Origin of the sequence: Frateuria sp. YIM B11624 (assembly GCF_049727805.1) — a bacterium.
GTDB lineage: Bacteria > Pseudomonadota > Gammaproteobacteria > Xanthomonadales > Rhodanobacteraceae > Frateuria_A.
In genome coordinates this window covers 25,643-43,458 of sequence record NZ_JBCNYA010000034.1, presented here as the reverse complement: position 1 = coordinate 43,458, position 17,816 = coordinate 25,643, and the positions used below count along the sequence as shown (strand labels likewise).

The 17,816-nt window shown below is 68.7% G+C and carries 16 protein-coding genes and 1 rRNA gene; 8 read left to right on the top strand and 9 right to left on the bottom strand.

The annotated features are described in order from the left end of the window. A 16S ribosomal RNA gene (locus AAIL17_RS15530) occupies positions 1-111 on the bottom strand; the annotation flags it as partial. Between the two features lie 398 nt (positions 112-509). Then, entirely contained in the window at positions 510-1,721 is a 1,212-nt protein-coding gene (tyrS, locus tag AAIL17_RS15525; protein ID WP_424683762.1) for a tyrosine--tRNA ligase, read from the bottom strand. Between the two features lie 177 nt (positions 1,722-1,898). On the opposite strand from tyrS, the gene AAIL17_RS15520 reads away from it, so the two are divergent. Both AAIL17_RS15520 and AAIL17_RS15515 read left to right on the top strand, forming a co-directional pair. Next, positions 1,899-3,341 carry an OapA family protein gene (locus AAIL17_RS15520; RefSeq protein ID WP_424683761.1) on the top strand — a complete coding sequence of 481 codons (1,443 nt, stop codon included), beginning with the start codon at positions 1,899-1,901 and terminating at the stop codon, positions 3,339-3,341. A gap of 9 nt (positions 3,342-3,350) precedes the next feature. Beyond that, positions 3,351-4,481, top strand: coding sequence for an anhydro-N-acetylmuramic acid kinase (locus tag AAIL17_RS15515; RefSeq protein WP_424683760.1), 1,131 nt, complete (start codon positions 3,351-3,353; stop codon positions 4,479-4,481). Between the two features lie 13 nt (positions 4,482-4,494). On the opposite strand, the gene AAIL17_RS15510 is transcribed toward AAIL17_RS15515, so the two are convergent. From AAIL17_RS15510 to AAIL17_RS15500, 3 genes are all read right to left on the bottom strand, one after another. Then, positions 4,495-4,788: a hypothetical protein gene (locus tag AAIL17_RS15510; RefSeq protein ID WP_424683759.1), complete on the bottom strand. Its 294-nt coding sequence runs from the start codon at positions 4,786-4,788 to the stop codon at positions 4,495-4,497. A gap of 103 nt (positions 4,789-4,891) precedes the next feature. Beyond that, positions 4,892-6,202, bottom strand: a complete 1,311-nt coding sequence (locus AAIL17_RS15505) for an AmpG family muropeptide MFS transporter (RefSeq protein WP_424683758.1) — start codon at positions 6,200-6,202, stop codon at positions 4,892-4,894. Continuing rightward, on the bottom strand, positions 6,192-6,962 hold the full coding sequence (locus AAIL17_RS15500; RefSeq protein WP_424683757.1) for an exodeoxyribonuclease III: 771 nt from the start codon (positions 6,960-6,962) through the stop codon (positions 6,192-6,194). Before AAIL17_RS15500 ends, AAIL17_RS15505 begins: the two co-directional genes overlap by 11 nt. A 72-nt stretch (positions 6,963-7,034) precedes the next feature. Between AAIL17_RS15500 and pyrE the strand changes: the two genes are divergently transcribed. Together pyrE and AAIL17_RS15490 are read left to right on the top strand one after the other, a co-directional pair. Continuing rightward, a complete protein-coding gene (pyrE, locus tag AAIL17_RS15495; RefSeq protein ID WP_424683756.1) occupies positions 7,035-7,682 on the top strand; it encodes an orotate phosphoribosyltransferase in 648 nt (215 codons plus the stop codon). Between the two features lie 110 nt (positions 7,683-7,792). Continuing rightward, the gene (locus AAIL17_RS15490) at positions 7,793-8,431 is read left to right on the top strand and encodes a DUF4124 domain-containing protein (protein ID WP_424683755.1); all 639 of its coding nucleotides are present in this window, start codon (positions 7,793-7,795) and stop codon (positions 8,429-8,431) included. Between the two features lie 87 nt (positions 8,432-8,518). On the opposite strand, the gene AAIL17_RS15485 is transcribed toward AAIL17_RS15490, so the two are convergent. From AAIL17_RS15485 to coaBC, 3 genes are read right to left on the bottom strand one after another with little or no spacing between them, the layout of a single operon-like run. Continuing rightward, positions 8,519-10,837 (bottom strand): phosphomannomutase/phosphoglucomutase, encoded by a 2,319-nt coding sequence (locus AAIL17_RS15485; protein WP_424683754.1) that lies wholly within the window; start codon positions 10,835-10,837, stop codon positions 8,519-8,521. Positions 10,838-10,878: 41 nt separating this feature from the next. Then, on the bottom strand, positions 10,879-11,334 hold the full coding sequence (gene dut, locus AAIL17_RS15480) for a dUTP diphosphatase (RefSeq protein ID WP_424683753.1): 456 nt from the start codon (positions 11,332-11,334) through the stop codon (positions 10,879-10,881). Continuing rightward, positions 11,331-12,536: a bifunctional phosphopantothenoylcysteine decarboxylase/phosphopantothenate--cysteine ligase CoaBC gene (gene coaBC, locus AAIL17_RS15475; RefSeq protein WP_424683752.1), complete on the bottom strand. Its 1,206-nt coding sequence runs from the start codon at positions 12,534-12,536 to the stop codon at positions 11,331-11,333. Before coaBC ends, dut begins: the two co-directional genes overlap by 4 nt. Positions 12,537-12,634: 98 nt before the next feature. On the opposite strand from coaBC, the gene radC reads away from it, so the two are divergent. From radC to AAIL17_RS15455, 4 genes are all read left to right on the top strand, one after another. Continuing rightward, positions 12,635-13,306 carry a RadC family protein gene (radC, locus tag AAIL17_RS15470; RefSeq protein ID WP_424683751.1) on the top strand — a complete coding sequence of 224 codons (672 nt, stop codon included), beginning with the start codon at positions 12,635-12,637 and terminating at the stop codon, positions 13,304-13,306. Positions 13,307-13,825: 519 nt separating this feature from the next. Beyond that, positions 13,826-15,514, top strand: coding sequence for an arginine--tRNA ligase (gene argS / locus AAIL17_RS15465; RefSeq protein WP_424683750.1), 1,689 nt, complete (start codon positions 13,826-13,828; stop codon positions 15,512-15,514). After that, entirely contained in the window at positions 15,514-16,209 is a 696-nt protein-coding gene (locus AAIL17_RS15460) for an SPOR domain-containing protein (RefSeq protein WP_424683749.1), read from the top strand. The genes argS and AAIL17_RS15460 overlap by 1 nt, the downstream gene beginning before the upstream one ends. A 2-nt stretch (positions 16,210-16,211) precedes the next feature. Then, the gene (locus AAIL17_RS15455) at positions 16,212-16,964 is read left to right on the top strand and encodes an SDR family NAD(P)-dependent oxidoreductase (protein WP_424683748.1); all 753 of its coding nucleotides are present in this window, start codon (positions 16,212-16,214) and stop codon (positions 16,962-16,964) included. Between the two features lie 46 nt (positions 16,965-17,010). On the opposite strand, the gene AAIL17_RS15450 is transcribed toward AAIL17_RS15455, so the two are convergent. Next, positions 17,011-17,796, bottom strand: coding sequence for a 3-hydroxybutyrate dehydrogenase (locus AAIL17_RS15450; protein ID WP_424683747.1), 786 nt, complete (start codon positions 17,794-17,796; stop codon positions 17,011-17,013). Between the last annotated feature and the right edge of the window lie 20 nt (positions 17,797-17,816).

Below are 17,816 nucleotides of genomic sequence, written 5' to 3'. Positions count from 1 at the left end.
CTCACCCGTCCGCCACTCGCCGGCATCCCGAAGGACCCGCTGCCGTTCGACTTGCATGTGTTAAGCATGCCGCCAGCGTTCAATCTGAGCCAGGATCAAACTCTTCACTTAAGTTTTCGATGATCCGAAGACCATCTATCTTTCTGAAGCGTTGTCCTAACCGTAAAACGTCAAGCTTTTGAATTGACTCTTAGGTTAGACGCTTGCATTTGTGGACAGTCATCCATCCACCGCAAGGCGCCCACACAAGTCACCTGCGCACACTGTCAAAGATCAATCACTTGCGATTCTTTCTTCGAATCGCCCCGAAACCTTTCGTCCCGGGTGAGCCGCCCATTCTACATCCCGTTACCGCTTCGTCAACACCCTTGGGCGAAAAACTTTCTTGCCGGGGGAGTGTCGACCGGAGGGAGGTGGGCGACGGGCCGCGAATAGTAGGCAGAGCGCGCGAACTTGGCAAGCGAGCGCGGCTGTTTTTTTTGCGCCAGCCCGCCGAAGTGGCCTGGGGCCTAGGCTGCGACCAGTTTCACTCGCGCGAAGTTGCGTTTGCCCACCTGCAACACGCCCTCGAATCCCGCACTGAACACGCGCTGTGCGTCCTCGACCACGACCGCATCGATACGCACCGCGCGCTCCTTCAGCTTGCGGTTCGCCTCGGAGTTGCTCGCGGTGAGCCCGGCGGTCGTCAGCAGGGCCGGAAGGCGCACGCCTTCGGCGGGCACGGCGATCTCGCTGAGCGGCAGCAGCGAGGTGTCGCCCTCGCCCCGCACCACTGCATGCCAGCCGGCAATGGCTTGCTCGGCCGCCGCCGCGTCGTGGAACCGCGCCGCCAGTTCGCGCGCGAGCCTCAGCTTCGCGTCGCGGGGATTGAGAGCACCGCTTTCCACGTCACGCCTCATGCGTGCCAGCTCATCCAGCGGGACCTCGAAGCTCAGCAGTTCGAACCAGCGCCACATCAACGCATCGTCGATCTTCATCGTCTTGGTCACGATGTCGATCGCCGACTCGTCGATGCCAATGTAGTTGCCCAGGGACTTGGACATCTTGTGGACGCCGTCCAGGCCCTCGAGCAGCGGCATCGTCAGCACGATCTGCGGCGGCTGGCCGTGGTGTTCCTGCAGCGCCCGCCCCATCAGCAGGTTGAACTTCTGGTCGGTGCCGCCGAGTTCGACGTCGGCCTTGAGCGCCACCGAGTCGTAGCCCTGCACCAGCGGATAGAGGAATTCGTGGATGGCGATCGGCTGTTGCGCCGCGTAGCGCTTGGCAAAGTCGTCGCGCTCGAGCATGCGTGCCACGGTGTGCTGCGCGGCGAGCCGGATCATGTCGGCCGCGGACATCTTGCCGAACCACTCGGAGTTGAAGCGCACTTCGGTGCGCTCGCGGTCGAGCACCTTGTACACCTGGCTGGCATAGGTCTCGGCGTTCTTCAGTACGTCCTCGCGGCTGAGCGGCTTGCGGGTGACGTTCTTGCCGGTGGGGTCGCCGATCATCCCGGTGAAGTCGCCGATCAGGAAGATCACCTGATGGCCCAGATCCTGGAACTGCCGCATCTTGTTGAGCAGCACGGTGTGGCCCAGGTGCAGGTCCGGCGCGGTGGGGTCGAAGCCCGCCTTGATGCGGAGCGGCCGGCCGCTCTTCAGGCGCGCGATGAGCTCTTCCTGCTTGATGACCTCGTCGGCGCCGCGGGCGATCGTCGCCAGCGCCTGCTCAAGCTCGTTCATGGGTGTCCTCTATGCCGATCGGTCGACGGCGACAAAGGGTCGCCGTTCACAAAATGGCGTTAATTGTGCGTTAATCAGAAAACCAGCGCAAATCCTTGAAAGGAAAGGCGTTGACGCCCTTTATACGTGGCCGCTAAGGTACGGCGCCTGAGTACTTTGTAACGCGGGGCGAAGAGCATGGGTGAGGGCGAGCAGATCGCGCGGGCGGCGCGCAAGCAGGCTATCCGCCGCAAGGCGCAGCGCCGCCACATGCACTTCTACGAACGTTGCGCGCATTGGTCGTTCAGCCGCCTGGGCGAGGTCGAACCGATCCGCTGGCACCGCGAACGCTGGATCCTGGCCGGCACCGCGCTCCTGCTGACCGCGCTCTCGGGCTTTTTCCTGCCCGCGTGGGCCAGCGCGATGCGGCCCGCGCCGGAACCCGCCGCGCACACCCTGCTGCCGCTCACGCTGCCCAAGGCGCCGACCGTTGCCGCCCCCGCACGGGCCATGGAAGACTGGCGCGTGGTGCAGGTGCAGCCCGGCCAGACGCTCTCGGACATCTTCCAGGCACAGGGCCTGAGCCTGGCCGACCTGCAGCGCGTGATGGATGCGGCCGGAACCGCCAAGGGCGCCTTCCACAACATCCGTCCGCATCAGGAGTTCGATTTCCTGCTCGGCAGTGACGGCAGCCTCAAGGGCATCCGCTTCGACAAGGACGAGTCCAATCGCGCAGTGGTCCGCTTCGACGGCGACCAATCCACGCTGGCCGTGCAGCCCCGCGCGATGGAAACCCGCGAGCACGTCGCGCACGGCACCATCACCAGTTCGCTGTATGCCGCCGCGGCCAAGGCCGGCATGAGCCAAGGCATGGTCGGCAAGCTGGCGGACCTGTTCAAGTACGACATCGACTTCGTGCAGGACCTGCGCGACGGCGACAGCTTCACCGTGATCTACGACGACGTCTACCGTGACGGCAGCTACTACGCCGAGGGTGACATCGTGGCCGCCGAGTTCGTCAACCAGGGCCATCGCTACACCGCCTACCGCTTCAAGAAGGCGGACGGCCGCTATGGCTGGTTCAGCGAGGACGGTCGGCCGATCCAGAAGTCGTTCCTGCGCATCCCGGTCGACTTCACCCGTATCTCCTCGCGCTTCAGCACGGCGCGCATGCACCCGATCCTCGGCCGCATGCGTGCGCACAAGGGCGTGGACTACGCCGCGCCCAGCGGCACGCCGATCCATGCGGCGGGCGACGGCGTGATCAAGTTCAAGGGCTGGATGCGCGGCTACGGCAACTTCGTGGTGATCCAGCACAACAAGAACATCAGCACCGCCTACGGTCACATGTCGCGCTTTGCCAAGGAGCGCGTCGGCCAGCACGTCGGCCAGGGCCAGGTGATCGGCTACGTGGGCATGACCGGCCTGGCGACCGGCCCGCACCTGCATTACGAATTCCGCGTCAACGGCATGCAGCGCGATCCGCAGACGGTGACCCTGCCCAAGCCGCAGCCGCTGCCGGCGGCGCAGCTGGCCCGTTTCGAAGCCCAGGTCGTGCGTCCGCAGCTGGCCCGCCTGAAGGCGATGGACGCCAACATCAAGCTCGCCCAGCTCGGCTCGGCCACGCGCAACGACGACTGACGCATTGCCTTGACCGCCAGCGATGACGCCTCGGCCCTTTACCTGGGGCTGATCTCCGGTACCAGCGTCGATGGCGTCGACGCCGCGCTGGTGTCCTTCGATGGCGGCATGCCGCAGTTGCGCGCGGCGCTGACCCACCCGTGGCCCGATGCCCTGCGTGAGCGCGTGCTTGCACTGGCCCAGGATCTGACAGCGTTCAATCTGGACACGTTCGGGCGCCTGGATGTCGCCCTCGGCCGCCATTTCGCCGAGGCGGCACAGGCGCTGCTCGAAACCAGTGGCACCGCTCCTTCGGCGGTGCGCGCGATCGGCTCGCATGGCCAGACGGTGCGGCACCGGCCGCAGGGCGATACGCCCTTCACCCTGCAGATCGGCGATCCCACGGTGATCGCGGAAACCTGTGGGATCGACGTCGTGGCCGATTTCCGCCGCGCCGACGTCGCTGCCGGCGGCCAGGGCGCGCCACTGCTGCCGGCCCTGCACGCCATGCTGCTTGGCCAGCCCGGGCAGACCCGCGTGGTGCTCAACCTTGGCGGCATCGCCAACATCACCGTGCTGGAACCGGGCGACCGGGTGCTCGGCTTCGACACCGGCCCGGCCAACGGCCTGCTGGATGCCTGGTGCCTGGAGCAGCGCGGCGAGCCCTTCGATCGCGACGGCGCATTTGCCGCCGCGGGCCAGGTCGATGCACCCCTGCTGGAAGCCCTGCTGGCCGACTCCTACTTCACGCTGGCGCCACCCAAGAGCACCGGCCGCGAGCACTTCCACCTCGCTTGGCTGTTGCGCCAGCCGCGCGTGCCGTTGCTGGCGCCGGCCGACGTGCAGGCAACGCTGCTGGAATTGACCGCGCACACCATTGCCGATGCCATCGAGGCGCACGCGCCCGCGGCGACGGACGTGCTGGTATGCGGCGGTGGCGTACACAACTCGCAGCTCATGCTGCGGCTGGCCGAATGGCTGGCACCGCGCCGCGTGATCAGCACCGCCGCGCACGGAATCGATCCGGATTACCTGGAGGCGACCGCCTTCGCCTGGCTGGCGCGCCAACGCGTTCTGGGATCGCCGGGCAACCTGCCGGCCGTCACTGGCGCGCGCGGACGGCGCGTGCTGGGCGCGCTACATCTGGCTCCAAGGGATTGAACGCGCCGGGCGGCTAGCTCAGCTTCGAGACGCGGGTGGGCGCCAATTGCGTCGGCCGGGTGAGCGAAAGGGCCTGCAGGGCTTCCTGGAAGGCCGCCTTTTCGGTGAGGTCCCACTGCCCGCCCAGCACGAGGCTGCCCGGATCGAGCATGGTTTCGCTGGAGATCTGGCCGGCCGAACTCAGGCCCAGGCCATGCCGCAGCGCATGCAGCACCACGTCGTTGATGGACCAGTGGCGGTCCTTCGCGAGCGTCTTGATACGCTCGGCCATCAAGCTGTCGATGTGGCGTATGACGAGGTCTGGCACGAGCGTCGCTCCGTGTCACGCATGCCCAGCTGGCAGGGCATGGTGGCACAGATCGGAGGGGTTTGCAGTAGGCCTCTTGGCCGATGCCCGCCAGCTTGGCCCGTCACCCGGAAAGGCTGGCTTCGGCCCGCTCGGCGGTGCGAAAACGCCGCCACAGCACGGCATACAACAGCATCGCGGGGATCAAGGCGATCACCGTGATCACGAAGTAGCCTCCATAACCCGCGGCGGTGGCGATGCCGCCGGCGAAAAAACCGAGCAGCTTGCCCGGCAGGTTGACCAGCGAACTGAGCAGCGCGTACTGGGTGGCGGTGTGCTGGCGGTTGACCAGCATGGACAGGAAGGCCACCGTCGGCGGCCCGAGCATGCCCAGGGTGAGGTTCTCGGCCGAGATCACCAGCGTCAGCGCCACCAGGTTGCCCGGGTGGCCGATCAGGACCAGGTAGAACAGATTGCTGCAGCCGCACAGCACGATCGTCACGCCCAGTGACCGCCACGCGCCCCAACGCGCCACCGCCGCGCCGCCGAGGAACACGCCGACGATGCCGATCCAGATGCCGTAGATCTTGGTGATCGCGCCGATTTCGGTCTTGGAGAACTGCATGTCCCGGTAGAACGGGCTCATGATGCCGCCGATGGTCGCCTGCTCGGGAATCTTGAACAGCAGGATGAACAGCAGGATCACGCCCGCCGCCTGCCAGCCGTAGCGGCGGAAAAAGTCGGCGAAGGGATCGACCACGCTCTCGCGCATCGCCACGGACCAGTTGGCCGGGCGCGAGCGCTGCACGTCCGGCTCGCGCGCCAGCAGCGTGGTGGCGACCGGAATCGCCATCGCCGCGGCCATGACCAGATAGACCACGCGCCAGGACACGTGGTCGGCAAGGATCAACGCCACCGCGCCGGCCAGCAGTAGGCCGATGCGGTAGCCCAGCGCGTAGGTCGCCACCAGCGCGCCCTGCACGTGCGAGGGCGCGATCTCGATGCGATAGGCGTCGACCGCGATGTCCTGGGTGGCGCCGAAGAAGGCCACCAGCAAGGTCGCGGCGACGAATGGCCATAACTGGTTGGGCGTCAGCAGCGCCATCGCCAGCAGGCCGGCGGTCACGCACAGCTGTGCGAACAACAGCCACCCACGACGCTGGCCCAGCCGCGCGAAACCGGGAATCCGCCAGTGGTCGAGCAGTGGCGCCCAGACGAACTTGAACGCGTAGGTCAGCCCTGCGCTGGCGATCATCGTGATGTCTTTCAGCTCGATGCCGTTTTCCTTCAGCCAGTACGCCAGCGTGCCGGCGACCAGCAGGAACGGCAGGCCGGAGGAGAATCCGAACAACGCCATCGTGCCCGCCGCCGGCTGCGCGAAGGCACGCCAGATCGAAGGCTTGCGCGCGGGTGCCGCCGCCGGCTCAGTCGGCATAGTCGACCGTGTACGGCGCATGGTCGGAGAAACGCTGCTCGCGGTAGATCGAACAGGCGCGCATGCGCTCGCGCAGGGACGGCGTGCAGACCTGGTAGTCGATGCGCCACCCCACATTGTTCTCGCGCGCACGGCCGCGGTTGGACCACCAGGTGTATTCGACCGCCTCGGGCTTGATCGCTCGGAAGCTGTCGACCCAGCCGCGAGTGTGGAACAGCAAATCCAGCCAGGCGCGCTCCTGCGGCAGGCAGCCGGAATTCTTCTGGTTGGAGGTCCAGTTCTTGATGTCGTTCTTGGTGTGGACGATATTCCAGTCGCCGCAGATCACGTAGTCGCGGCCACTGTTGAGCCACTGGTCGAAGATGGGCTCGAGGAAGTCCATCGCCTTGAACTTGAACTGCTGGCGCTCCTCGCCGGAGGAGCCCGACGGCACGTACAGCGACACTACCGACAGGTTGCCGAAGCGCGCCTCGATGTAGCGTCCCTCGCAGTCGAACGGTTCCCAGCCCAGGTTGGTAAGCACCGCGTCGGGCTCGCGCCGCGCATAAATCGCCACGCCGCTGTAGCCCTTCTTGCACGTGGCGTCGCGGTAGAAGCAATGATGGCCATCCGGGCGGAACATCGCATCGCCGAGCTGGTCCTCCTGCGCCTTGGTTTCCTGCAGGCAGACCACGTCGGCCTGCTGCGTGCGCAGCCACTCGAACACGCCCTTGCTGGCGGCCGAGCGGATGCCGTTGGCGTTGAGCGTGACGATTCGCATGGGGCGGAAACTCGTGTGCGGGAAAGCCATGGATAATAGCCGCGCCTTCCCGAATCTCCATTGCCGGCTTCCATGCACCCCTACCAACGCGACTTCATCGACCTGGCGCTCGCGCGCGACGTGCTGCGCTTCGGCGAGTTCACCCTCAAGTCCGGCCGCCAGAGCCCCTACTTCTTCAACCTCGGCCGGATCGATTCCGGCGCCGCGCTGGCGCGACTGGGCGAGGCCTATGCGGCCACCATGGTGCGCGCCGAACTCCCGGTGGACATGCTGTTCGGCCCCGCCTACAAGGGCATCGCGCTGGCGGCGGCCACCGCCATCGCGCTGGCCACGCGGCATGGCCGCGACCTGCCGTGGGCCTACAACCGCAAGGAAGCCAAGGACCATGGCGAAGGCGGCATGCTGGTCGGCGCGCCGCTGGCCGGGCGCGTGCTGATCGTCGACGACGTGATGACCGCCGGCACCGCGGTGCGCGAGTCGCTGGCGCTGATCCGCGCGCACGGGGCCACGCCGGCGGGCGTGCTGATCGCGCTGGACCGGCAGGAACGCGGCCAGGGCGAATTGTCCGCGGCGCAGGAAGTGGCGCGCGACCATGGCATTCCGGTGATCGCCATCACCGGCCTGGACGAGGTGCTGGCCTACGCCGGCGAACGTCCGGAACTGGCGGCCGAGCACGCGCGGTTGCTCGACTACCGCAGCCGCTACGGCGTGTCCGGATGATCGTCGATCGCGCGAGTGGCGACCCGCGTCACACGCGCGAGCGCGGCCTTCATCCAGGCTTTAGGCGGTATCCGCACGATGGCTATACTGCCCGCCAGGAGGGGGTATCCATGCGCAAGCTCGTTTACGCCGTCGCCATCAGCCTGGCGACGGTCCTGACCGCCCATGCCCAGAAGGCGACCGGCATCCGCTACCACTGGCGTGATGGCAAGGGCCTGTCGCACTACAGCGACAGCCTCACCGCCGAGGCGATGAAGTACGGCTACGACCTGGTCAACGACCAGGGCTACGTGGTGCGCCACGTCGATCGCCAGCTCAGCCCCGAGGAGCGCGTCGCCGCGGAGAAGCTCGCCGCCGAACAGGCCGCCCAGCGCCGTGCTGAGGAAGCCCGCCGGCGCGCCGACCTGCAGATGCTCAACGCCTACGGCGACGAGGCCGACCTGAAGCAGGCCCAGCAGGAAGAGCTCGATACGATCGACCAGCAGATCAACACTACGCAGTTGAACCTGCGCAGCCAGGAAAAGACCCTGGCCGACCTGCTCGGCCGTGCGGCCGACATGGAGCGGGCCAAGGAAAAGGTGCCTCCCTACCTGGCCGACAGGATCGCCGACCAGCGCAACGTGGTCGCCGGCCAGCGCGCCGCGCTGGAACGCCAGCAGGGTCACCGCGCCACGGCCGAGAAGGAGGCCGTGCAGCAACTGGAGCGCTACCGCGCGCTGAAGAAGGCGCAGGACGAGCAGCTGCACTAGGGCCGCCCGGCAAGAACCAGGTGGGCTGAAGCCCACCCTTCCCCCTGATCCCGTAGGGTGGGCTTCAGCCCATCCTCTTCGCACCCGTCAGAACGGCAGCTTCAACCCCGGATCGACCAGGAACAGCTGCTCGCGGAACGCCTGCTGGATCCGCTTGAGCGCCGCCGCGTTGTCCGCATCGAAGCGCAGCACCAGCACCGGTGTGGTGTTGGAGGCGCGCACCAGGCCCCAGCCGTCCGGCCAGTCCGCACGCACGCCATCGATGGTGGTCAGCGTGGCGTCGCCGAAGCCGGCCTTTTCCCTGAACTTCTCGATGAAGCGATAGTGCTCGCCCTCGACGAGCTCGATCTTCAGCTCCGGCGTGGACACGCCCTTCGGGCAGGTGGCGAAGATCTGCTCGGGCGTGCGTCCCTCGAGATCGCCGGCGAGGATTTCCAGCAGCCGCGCGCCGGCGTAGATGCCGTCGTCGAAGCCGAACCAGCGTTCCTTGAAGAAGAAGTGGCCGCTCATCTCGCCGGCCAGTTCCGCCTGCGTCTCGCGCATCTTGGCCTTGATCAGCGAGTGGCCGGTGCGCCACATCAGCGGGCTGCCGCCGGCCTCCAGCACCTGGCCCTTGAGATGGCCGGTGCACTTGACGTCGTAGATGATCGTGGCGCCCGGCTGGCGCGAAAGCACGTCGCGCGCGAACAGCATCAGCAGGCGGTCGGGATAGATGATCTCGCCTTCCCGGGTGACCACGCCCAGGCGGTCGCCATCGCCGTCGAAGGCCACGCCGAGGTCTGCGCCGGTCTGGCGCACCGCGTGGATCAGGTCTTCGAGGTTGTGCGGATCGGAGGGATCGGGGTGGTGGTTGGGGAAGGTGCCGTCGACCTCGCAATACAGCGGCACCACGTCGCAACCGATGCCCTCGAGCACCTGCGGCGCCACCGCGCCGGGGATGCCGTTGCCGCAGTCGACCACTACCTTCAGCCGCCGCTCGGCCTGCACGTCGGAGGTGATCCGCTCGATGTAGTCCGGCACCACGTCGACATGGCGAAGACCGCCCTGGCCGCCGGCCTCGAGCGCGCCACTGGCGATGCGCCGGTACAGGTCCTGGATCGCGCCTTCGGACAGCGTTTCGCCGCCGACCACGATCTTGAAACCGTTGTAGTCGGGCGGGTTGTGGCTGCCGGTGACCGCCACGCCGCTGCCGGTGTTGAAGCGGTAGGCGGCGAAGTACACCACCGGGGTGGGCACGGCGCCGACGTCGATCACGTCGATGCCGGCCTCGCGCAGGCCGTCGGAAAGCGCACCGGCCAGTTCCGGCCCGGACAGGCGCCCGTCGCGGCCGACCACGATCTCGTTCAGGCCCTTCTCGCGCATCAGCGTGCCGATCGACTGGCCAAGCAGGCGTGCCACCTGCGCCGTTAGCGTCTTGCCGACCACGCCACGCACGTCGTAGGCGCGGAAGATGCTTGGATCGACGGCATCGGCCGGACTCGCCGCAGGCGGCATCGTGGTTGCAGGACGCACCACCGGCGGCGCCGGTTGCGGCTTGGCGGGAATCACATCGGACACCATGGTCTCCTCGGGTTGAATCTCTTGACGCACGGACAACCGCCCACGCAGCCACAACAGGTACACGCCGCCGCCGATGCCCAGCAACGCCAGCAAACCCGCCAGCGGCCAGACGCGCGGCAGCAGGATGAAGGCCGCCGGCAACGCCGCACGCACGCTGAAGCTGCTGCCGGGCACCGGCTTGGCGTCTTCCTCGGCCTCGGCCGACGGCGCGCCGCGCGACAGCAGGCTGAGCTCGCCGCGATCATCACCCTGGCGCAGATCGATCCGGCCACCACCCGGCGCAATGGACTCGAAACGCCGTTGCAGCGGCGTGAACGGCAATTCCACCCAGACCCAACCCAGCGGCCGCTGCACCGGCCCCAGCGGCTGCACCACGCTGAGCCGGCGACGGCCATCCGCGACCACCGTCTGTACCGGCGAGGCGCCGTCGCCGGTCTGCGCGGCCATCAGCTGGGCGGCCTTGGCGTAGCCGAAGGTGCGGTAGTTGGCGTGCAGCACTTCGTCCAGGCTGGCGCTGTAGATCTCCACATCGAGCGCCTGTGGCAGGCGTGCACGCAGCGCCGTGGCCAGCTGGGCACGATCGCCCTGCAGCGCGGCCGGGTCGAGCGAGGCCACGGCCTGGGCGACCTGCTTGCGCTCGCCGGCGATCTCCGTGGCCAAGGCATGCACAGCCGTGTCCTGCGCCGCATGCACTTGGGCGACCCCGCCGCTTTCGCTGGCGATCAGCCAGGCCTGCCACGCACAGAACAGGCCCAGCAGCAGCAACAAGGTGCCGCCAGTCAGCGGCAGCAGGCGCTGCCATGCCATGGCGCCGCTGCCCAGCCCCCTCGCGATCATTCTTGCCATCTCGTCCCCGTCGCTTGCGACCACTTCACTGGAAGCCCGGCCTACTTGATGCCGGTGGAACCGAACCCGCCCGCGCCCCGCGCGGAGGGCGCGAATTCATTCACCACCCGCAGCCGCGCCTGTGCCACCGGCACCAGCAGCAGTTGGGCGATGCGGTCGCCCACGCCGATGGTGTAGGGCGCGTTCCCGCGGTTCCAGCAGGAAATCATCAGCGGCCCCTGGTAGTCCGCGTCGATCACGCCGACCAGGTTGCCCATCACCAGCCCGTGCTTATGGCCCAGCCCCGAGCGCGGTACGATCAGCGCGCACCAGCCGGGGTCGCCGATGTGAATGGCGATGCCGCTGGGTACCAGCGCGCTTTCTCCCGGCGCCAGGGTGAGCGGCGCCTCGATCGCCGCTCGCAGATCCATGCCGGCGCTGCCGGCGGTGGCCGCCTCGGGCAGCGGGATCGCCTCGCCCAGGCGGGGATCGAGAATCTTCAGCTCGACCTCGATCATGCGCGCGCGGCCCGATAGCGCCGGGCGACGCACGCGACCAGCTGCGCCGCCAGCTCGCGCTTGGAGGCGCGCGGCAGCTCCTCGCCGCCGCCGGGCCAATACAGGCTGAGCGCGTTGTCGTCGGCCTCGAAGCCCAGCCCCGCGCCGACCCGGTTGGCCGCGATCATGTCCAGGCCCTTGCGGGCGAGCTTGTCCTGCGCGTACGCGGCCACGTCATGTGTCTCGGCGGCGAAACCCACCAGGAAAGGATGCGGCGTGGCGCCGGCCAACTCCTTCAGGATGTCCGGGTTCTCGGCCAGGTCCAGCACCAGCGGCGCGCCGTCGTGCTTCTTGAGCTTGCGCTCGGCGACCTGCGCCGGCCGATAGTCGCCTACCGCGGCGGCACCGATGTAGATGTCGGCCGAAGCCGCGGCATCCAGCACCGCTTCGCGCATCTGCGCGGCGCTGCGCACGTCCAGCCGCCTGGCCACGCCGGCCGGGGTCGACAGGCTGACCGGGCCGGCGACCAGGGTCACCCTGGCGCCCGCCGCGGCGACCGCCTCGGCCACCGCGAAGCCCATGCGGCCGGAGCTGCGGTTGCCGATGAAGCGCACCGGATCGATGTCCTCGTAGGTGGGGCCGGCGCTCACCACCACATGCAGGCCGGCAAGCGCGCCGTCGCCGAAGGAACCGGCCAGCGCGTCGCGCAGTTCGTGCGGTTCGAGCATGCGGCCGGAACCGATGTCGCCGCAGGCCTGCTCGCCGGCGGCCGGACCCAGCACGGCCACGCCGCGCGCGCGCAGCGTGGCCAGGTTGGCCTGCACCGCCGGGTGCGCCCACATCTGCTGGTTCATCGCCGGCGCCACGAGCAGCGGCGCGGCGCTGGCCAGGCACAGCGTGGTCAGCAGGTCGTCGGCCTGGCCGTGCGCCAGGCGGGCCAGGATGTCGGCGCTGGCCGGGGCGATCAGCACCCGCTCGGCCCAGCGCGCCAGTTCGATGTGGCCCATCGCCGCCTCGGCGCCCTCGTCCCACAGCGATACCCGCACCGGCTGTCCGGAAAGCGCCTGGAACGTGGTGGCGCCGACGAAGTGCGTGGCGCCCTCGGTCATCACCACGCGCACCTCGGCACCCTGCTCGCGCAGCCGGCGCACCAGCTCGCAGGACTTGTAGGCGGCGATACCCGCCGAGACGCCGAGCAGGATGCGACGTTGGGCAAGACTCATGTAGGACGGGCCTGACAATCGGGCGAAGCGCTAGCTTACCGGATTCGTCACGGCCCACTGCTGCCTCCGGTCGCAGTACGGCGGGCACGATGGCAAGGGTGAGCATCCGTGACTGGCCCAGCGGGGAACGCCCGCGCGAAAAGCTGCTGCACCGCGGCAGCGCCACCCTGTCCGACGCCGAGCTGCTGGCCGTGCTGCTGGGCAACGGTGTACCCGGCAAGGACGCCATCGCATTGGGCCGCGAGCTGCTGCAGGCGGCCGGCGGCCTGGGGGCATTGCTCGGCCGCGCCGACGGCCCGGTGCCCACGCCGGGCCTTGGGCCGGCCAAGCGCGCGCGCATCGTCGCCGCGCTGGAGCTGGCGCGGCGCAGCCTGGCCGAGCAGTTGCAGGCCCTGCCCAGCCTGGGCAGCCCGCGCGACAGCGGCGAGTACCTCAGCGCCCGGCTACGCCACCTGCCCTACGAGGTGTTCGGCTGCCTCTACCTGGACAACCGCCACCGCGTGCTGGCCTTCGAGGAGTTGTTCCGCGGCACCGTCGACGGCGCCAGCGTGCACCCGCGCGAAGTGGTACGGGCGTGCCTGAAGCACAACGCCTGCGCGGTGATCTTCGCCCACAACCACCCCAGCGGCGTGGCCGAGCCCAGCGCCGCGGACCGCGCGATCACCCGCGAGCTGCGCGAGGCGCTGCAGCTGGTCGGCGTGCGCGTGCTCGACCATCTGGTGATCGGCCATGGCACGCCCGTGTCGATGGCCGAGCGCGGCCTGCTCTGATCCGCAAAAAAAGGCGGCGTGCCGGGGAAAGCACGCCGCCCTGGGGAGTGCACCCGCCGGGGAGAGGGCGGGTACCGGTGCAGCGTGGCACGGACACGTGGCAGGCCGATGACAGCCCGGGGGCTTGACAGGCGCAAAAACATGCGCCGCGACTTATGCACAATCGGGTCGGGCCGGGCTTGCGCGGCCTCAGCTGGTGGGATGCCTCAGGGATTATCTTCAAGTCGTTGTTTTTAAAGGCTTGCGCGAATTACAAGCGGGTTTCCAGGCGATACCTGTTCTCGACGCGGGCGCATGCCGCCGCGTTCCCCACAGAGTTATCCACAGCATTGTCCCCGCTACGCCGCGGCGGCAACAGTAACGGCAGGCGGCAGCGATCTGGACCTTGCCCGCCGGCCCGACGCTCCTGCAGCCTCCCGTACTGCCCGCATCCGGGCTCCCTCCCGCCCGCCGGGAAGCCCGGTCGCCGCGTCGCCTCTGCTAGGATTGACGGTTCCCATCGAACGCCGATCCCACGCCGTGAAACAAGCGCTGCGCGACCTGCTGCTGCAGGCCATCCGGACCCTGCAGGACGACGCCGTCCTGCCCGCCGACCTCGCCCTCCCCGCCTTCGTGGTGGAGCGCGCGCGCAGCCGCGAGCACGGCGACTTCGCCAGCAACGCCGCGATGCTGCTGGCCAAGCCGGCCCGGGCCAAGCCGCGCGAGGTCGCCGAAAAGCTGGTGGCCGCGCTGCCGGACAATCCGCTGGTCGACAAGGTCGAGATCGCCGGCCCGGGCTTCATCAACTTTTTCCTGGGAGCCGGGGCTTACCACGCCGAAGTGCGGCGCATCTTCGCCGAAGGCGACGCCTACGGCCGCAACACTGCCGGCGCGGGCACCATGGCAGGCGTCGAGTTCGTCTCGGCCAACCCGACCGGCCCGCTGCACGTAGGCCACGGCCGCGCGGCCGCGATCGGCGACTGCCTGGCGCGCCTGCTCGAGGCGACCGGCTGGAACGTGCGGCGCGAGTTCTACTACAACGACGCCGGCGTGCAGATCCACAACTTGGCGATTTCGGTGCAGGCGCGCGCCCGCGGCTTCGGCCCCGGCGACCAGGGCTGGCCCGAGGACGGCTACCGCGGCGACTACATCGCCGAGGTCGCCCGCGCCTACCTGGCAGGCGAATCGGTGGTGGCCGATGGCCATACCGTCACCGGCGCGAAGGATCCGGACGACCTGGAGGCGATCCGCCACTTCGCCGTGGCTGCCCTGCGCCGCGAGCAGGACCAGGACCTCAAGGCCTTCGGCGTCGGTTTCGACACCTACTTCCTGGAGTCCTCGCTCTACACCGACGGCAAGGTGGAGGAGACCGTGCGCGAGCTCGTCGCCCACGGCCACACCTACGAGGAAGGCGGCGCGCTGTGGCTGCGCTCGACCGACTTCGGCGACGACAAGGACCGCGTGATGCGCAAGTCCGACGGTAGCTACACGTACTTCGTGCCGGACGTGGCCTATCACCTGTCCAAGTGGCAGCGCGGCTACAGCCGCGCGATCACCGAGCTCGGCTCGGACCACCACGGCTCGCTGGCCCGCGTGAAGGCCGGCCTGCAGGCGCTCGACACCGGCATCCCGCAGGGCTGGCCGGAGTACGTGCTGCACCAGATGGTGACCGTGATGCGCGGCGGCGAGGAGGTGAAGATCTCCAAGCGCGCCGGCAGCTACGTCACGCTGCGCGACCTGATCGACGAGGCCGGCCGCGACGCCACCCGCTACTTCCTGATCTCGCGCAAGGCCGACTCGCAGCTGGTGTTCGACATCGACCTGGCCCGCTCGCAATCCAACGACAACCCGGTCTACTACATCCAGTACGCCCATGCGCGGGTGTGCTCGGTGCTGCGCCAGGCCGGCGAGAAGGGCTTTACCGTCGACCTCGAGCAGGGCCTGGCCGAGCTGGCGCGGCTGGACAACGAGCACGAGCAGATCCTGCTCACCGAACTTTCCAAATACCCCGAGATCGTCGACAGCGCCGCCGCCAACCTCGAGCCGCACCTGCTCGCCGGCTGGCTGCGCGAACTGGCCAACGCCTTCCACACCTACTACAACTCGCACCAGTTCCTGGTCGAGGACGCGAGCTTGCGCAACGCGCGCCTGGCGCTGGTGGTGGCGACCCGGCAGGTGCTGAAGAACGGTCTGGGCTTGCTGGGCCTTTCCGCCCCGGAGAGCATGTAATGGCAGCACGCAAGGGCAAGGGCCGACAGGCCGTACGCAACCGCAAGGGCGGTTTTCCCGGCTGGGGCTGGGCGGTGATCGGCATCGCGGTCGGCGTGGTGGCGATGGTGGTGCTGACCCGCCACGCGATGCTGCCGATGGCGCCGACCGGTCCGCAGCCGAACCCGCAGGCCACCGTCCAGGGCGGCGGCGACAAGGGACTGGCCCCGGCCGAGAGCGCCCCGAAGAAGCCGCAGTACGACTTCTACTCGGTGCTCTCGGAGAAGGAAGTACGCATCCCCGACGAGCAGATCAGCGCGCAGGCGCGGGTCGAGCAGCAACAGAAACAGCAGGCGGCGCAGCAGGCGCAGGCCGCGGCCGCGGCACAGCAGCAACAGGCCGCCAATCCGAACGCACCGGCGGCGGTCAGCGAGAACATCCAGGCCGCGCCCGCCACGGCGGTGCCCTCGCCGGCGGCCGGCAGCGGCTACCTGCTGCAGGTCGGCGCCTTCCCCAACGCGGCCGATGCCGAGGCGCTGAAGGCCAAGCTGGCGCTGCAGGGGTTCGTCGCCAACGTGCAGACCGTGCAGGTGGGCAGCCAGACCTTCCATCGCGTGCGGCTGGGGCCGTACCGTTCCGCCACCGAGCTCGAATCGGTGCAGAACCGGCTGGCCGGCGCGGGCTACAAGGCGATCGCGCTGAAGGAAGGCCGCTAAAGATGAGCGGCAAGGTCGCCTGGATCACCGGCGCCACCGCCGGCTTCGGTGCCGCCACGGTCGATGGTTTCGTCGCTGGCGGCTGGCGCGTGGTCGCCAGCGGTCGCCGCGCGGAGCGGCTGCAGGAGCTGGTCGACCGGCATGGCGCCGACCGCGTGCATGCGCTCGCCTTCGACATCCGCGACGAGGCCGCGATGCGCGCGGCGCACGCCGGCCTGCCGGCCGCCTTCGCCGGCATCGACCTGCTGGTCAACAACGCCGGGCTGGCGCTGGGCACGACGCCCGCCCAGCAGGCGGACCTCGCGCAGTGGAAGCAGATGATCGACACCAACGTCACCGCGCTGGTGACGCTGACCCGCCTGCTGCTGCCCACGCTGATCGAGCGGCGCGGCGCAGTCGTCAACATCAGTTCCACCGCCAGCACGTATCCGTATGCGGGCGGCAATGTCTACGGCGGCACCAAGGCCTTCGTCTCGCAGTTCTCGCTGGGCCTGCGCGCGGACCTGCACGGCACCGGCGTGCGCGTCACCTCGGTGGAACCGGGCATGGCCGAGACCGAGTTCACCCTGGTGCGCACGGGCGGCGACCAGGCCGCGTCGGACAAGCTTTACGCCGGCGCCCACCCGATCAGCGCGGGCGACATCGCCGACACGCTGTGGTGGATCGCCAACCTGCCGGCGCACCTCAACGTCAACCGCATCGAGCTGATGCCGGTCAGCCAGTCGTTCGCCGGCTTCCAGGTCCACCGCGGCTAGCTTGCGGAAAAAGTGGTGGGCTGAAGCCCACCCTGCGGGATTCCCGCTACTGCATGTGCCAGCCGTGGCTGACCAGGAAGCTCTGGCCGGTCAGCGCGGCGCTCGGGAAGGTGGCCAGGAACAGCGCGGTCTGCGCCACGTCCTCCAGCGTGGTGAACACGCCATCGACGGTGTGCTTGAGCATCACGTTGCGGATCACGTCTTCCTCGCTGATCCCCAGTTCCTTCGCCTGTTCCGGGATCTGCTTCTCCACCAGCGGCGTGCGCACGAAGCCGGGGCAGATCACGTGCGAGCGCACGTTGTGCGTCGCGCCTTCCTTCGCCAACGTGCGCGCCAGGCCGAGCAGGCCGTGCTTGGCGGTGACGTAGGGCGCCTTGAGCACCGAGGCCTCGTGCGAATGCGCCGAGCCCATGTAGATCACGATGCCGCCGCGGTCGCCCGGGTACATGTGCCTGAGCGCCGCGCGCGTGGTGAGGAAGGCGCCGTCGAGGTGGATCGCCAGCATCTTCTTCCAGTCGGCAAAGGCGAAGCTCTCGATCGGGTTGACGATCTGCACGCCGGCGTTGGAGATGAGGATGTCCAGATGGCCGAACGCCCGCACCACGGCGTCGGTGCCCTCGTCCACCGCATGTTCGTCGGTGACGTCCATCGCCACGCCAAGCGCGCGGCCGCCGGCAGCGTTGATGGCGGCCGCGGCCGCCGCGGCCGCCTGTCGATCGATGTCGGCGATCGCCACCATCGCGCCTTCGCGCGCGTAGCGCTCGGCGATCGCCTTGCCGATGCCGCTCGCCGCGCCGGTGATGAGGGCGACCTTGCCGTCGAGACTGGCCATGGCTTGTGCTCCGCGATGGG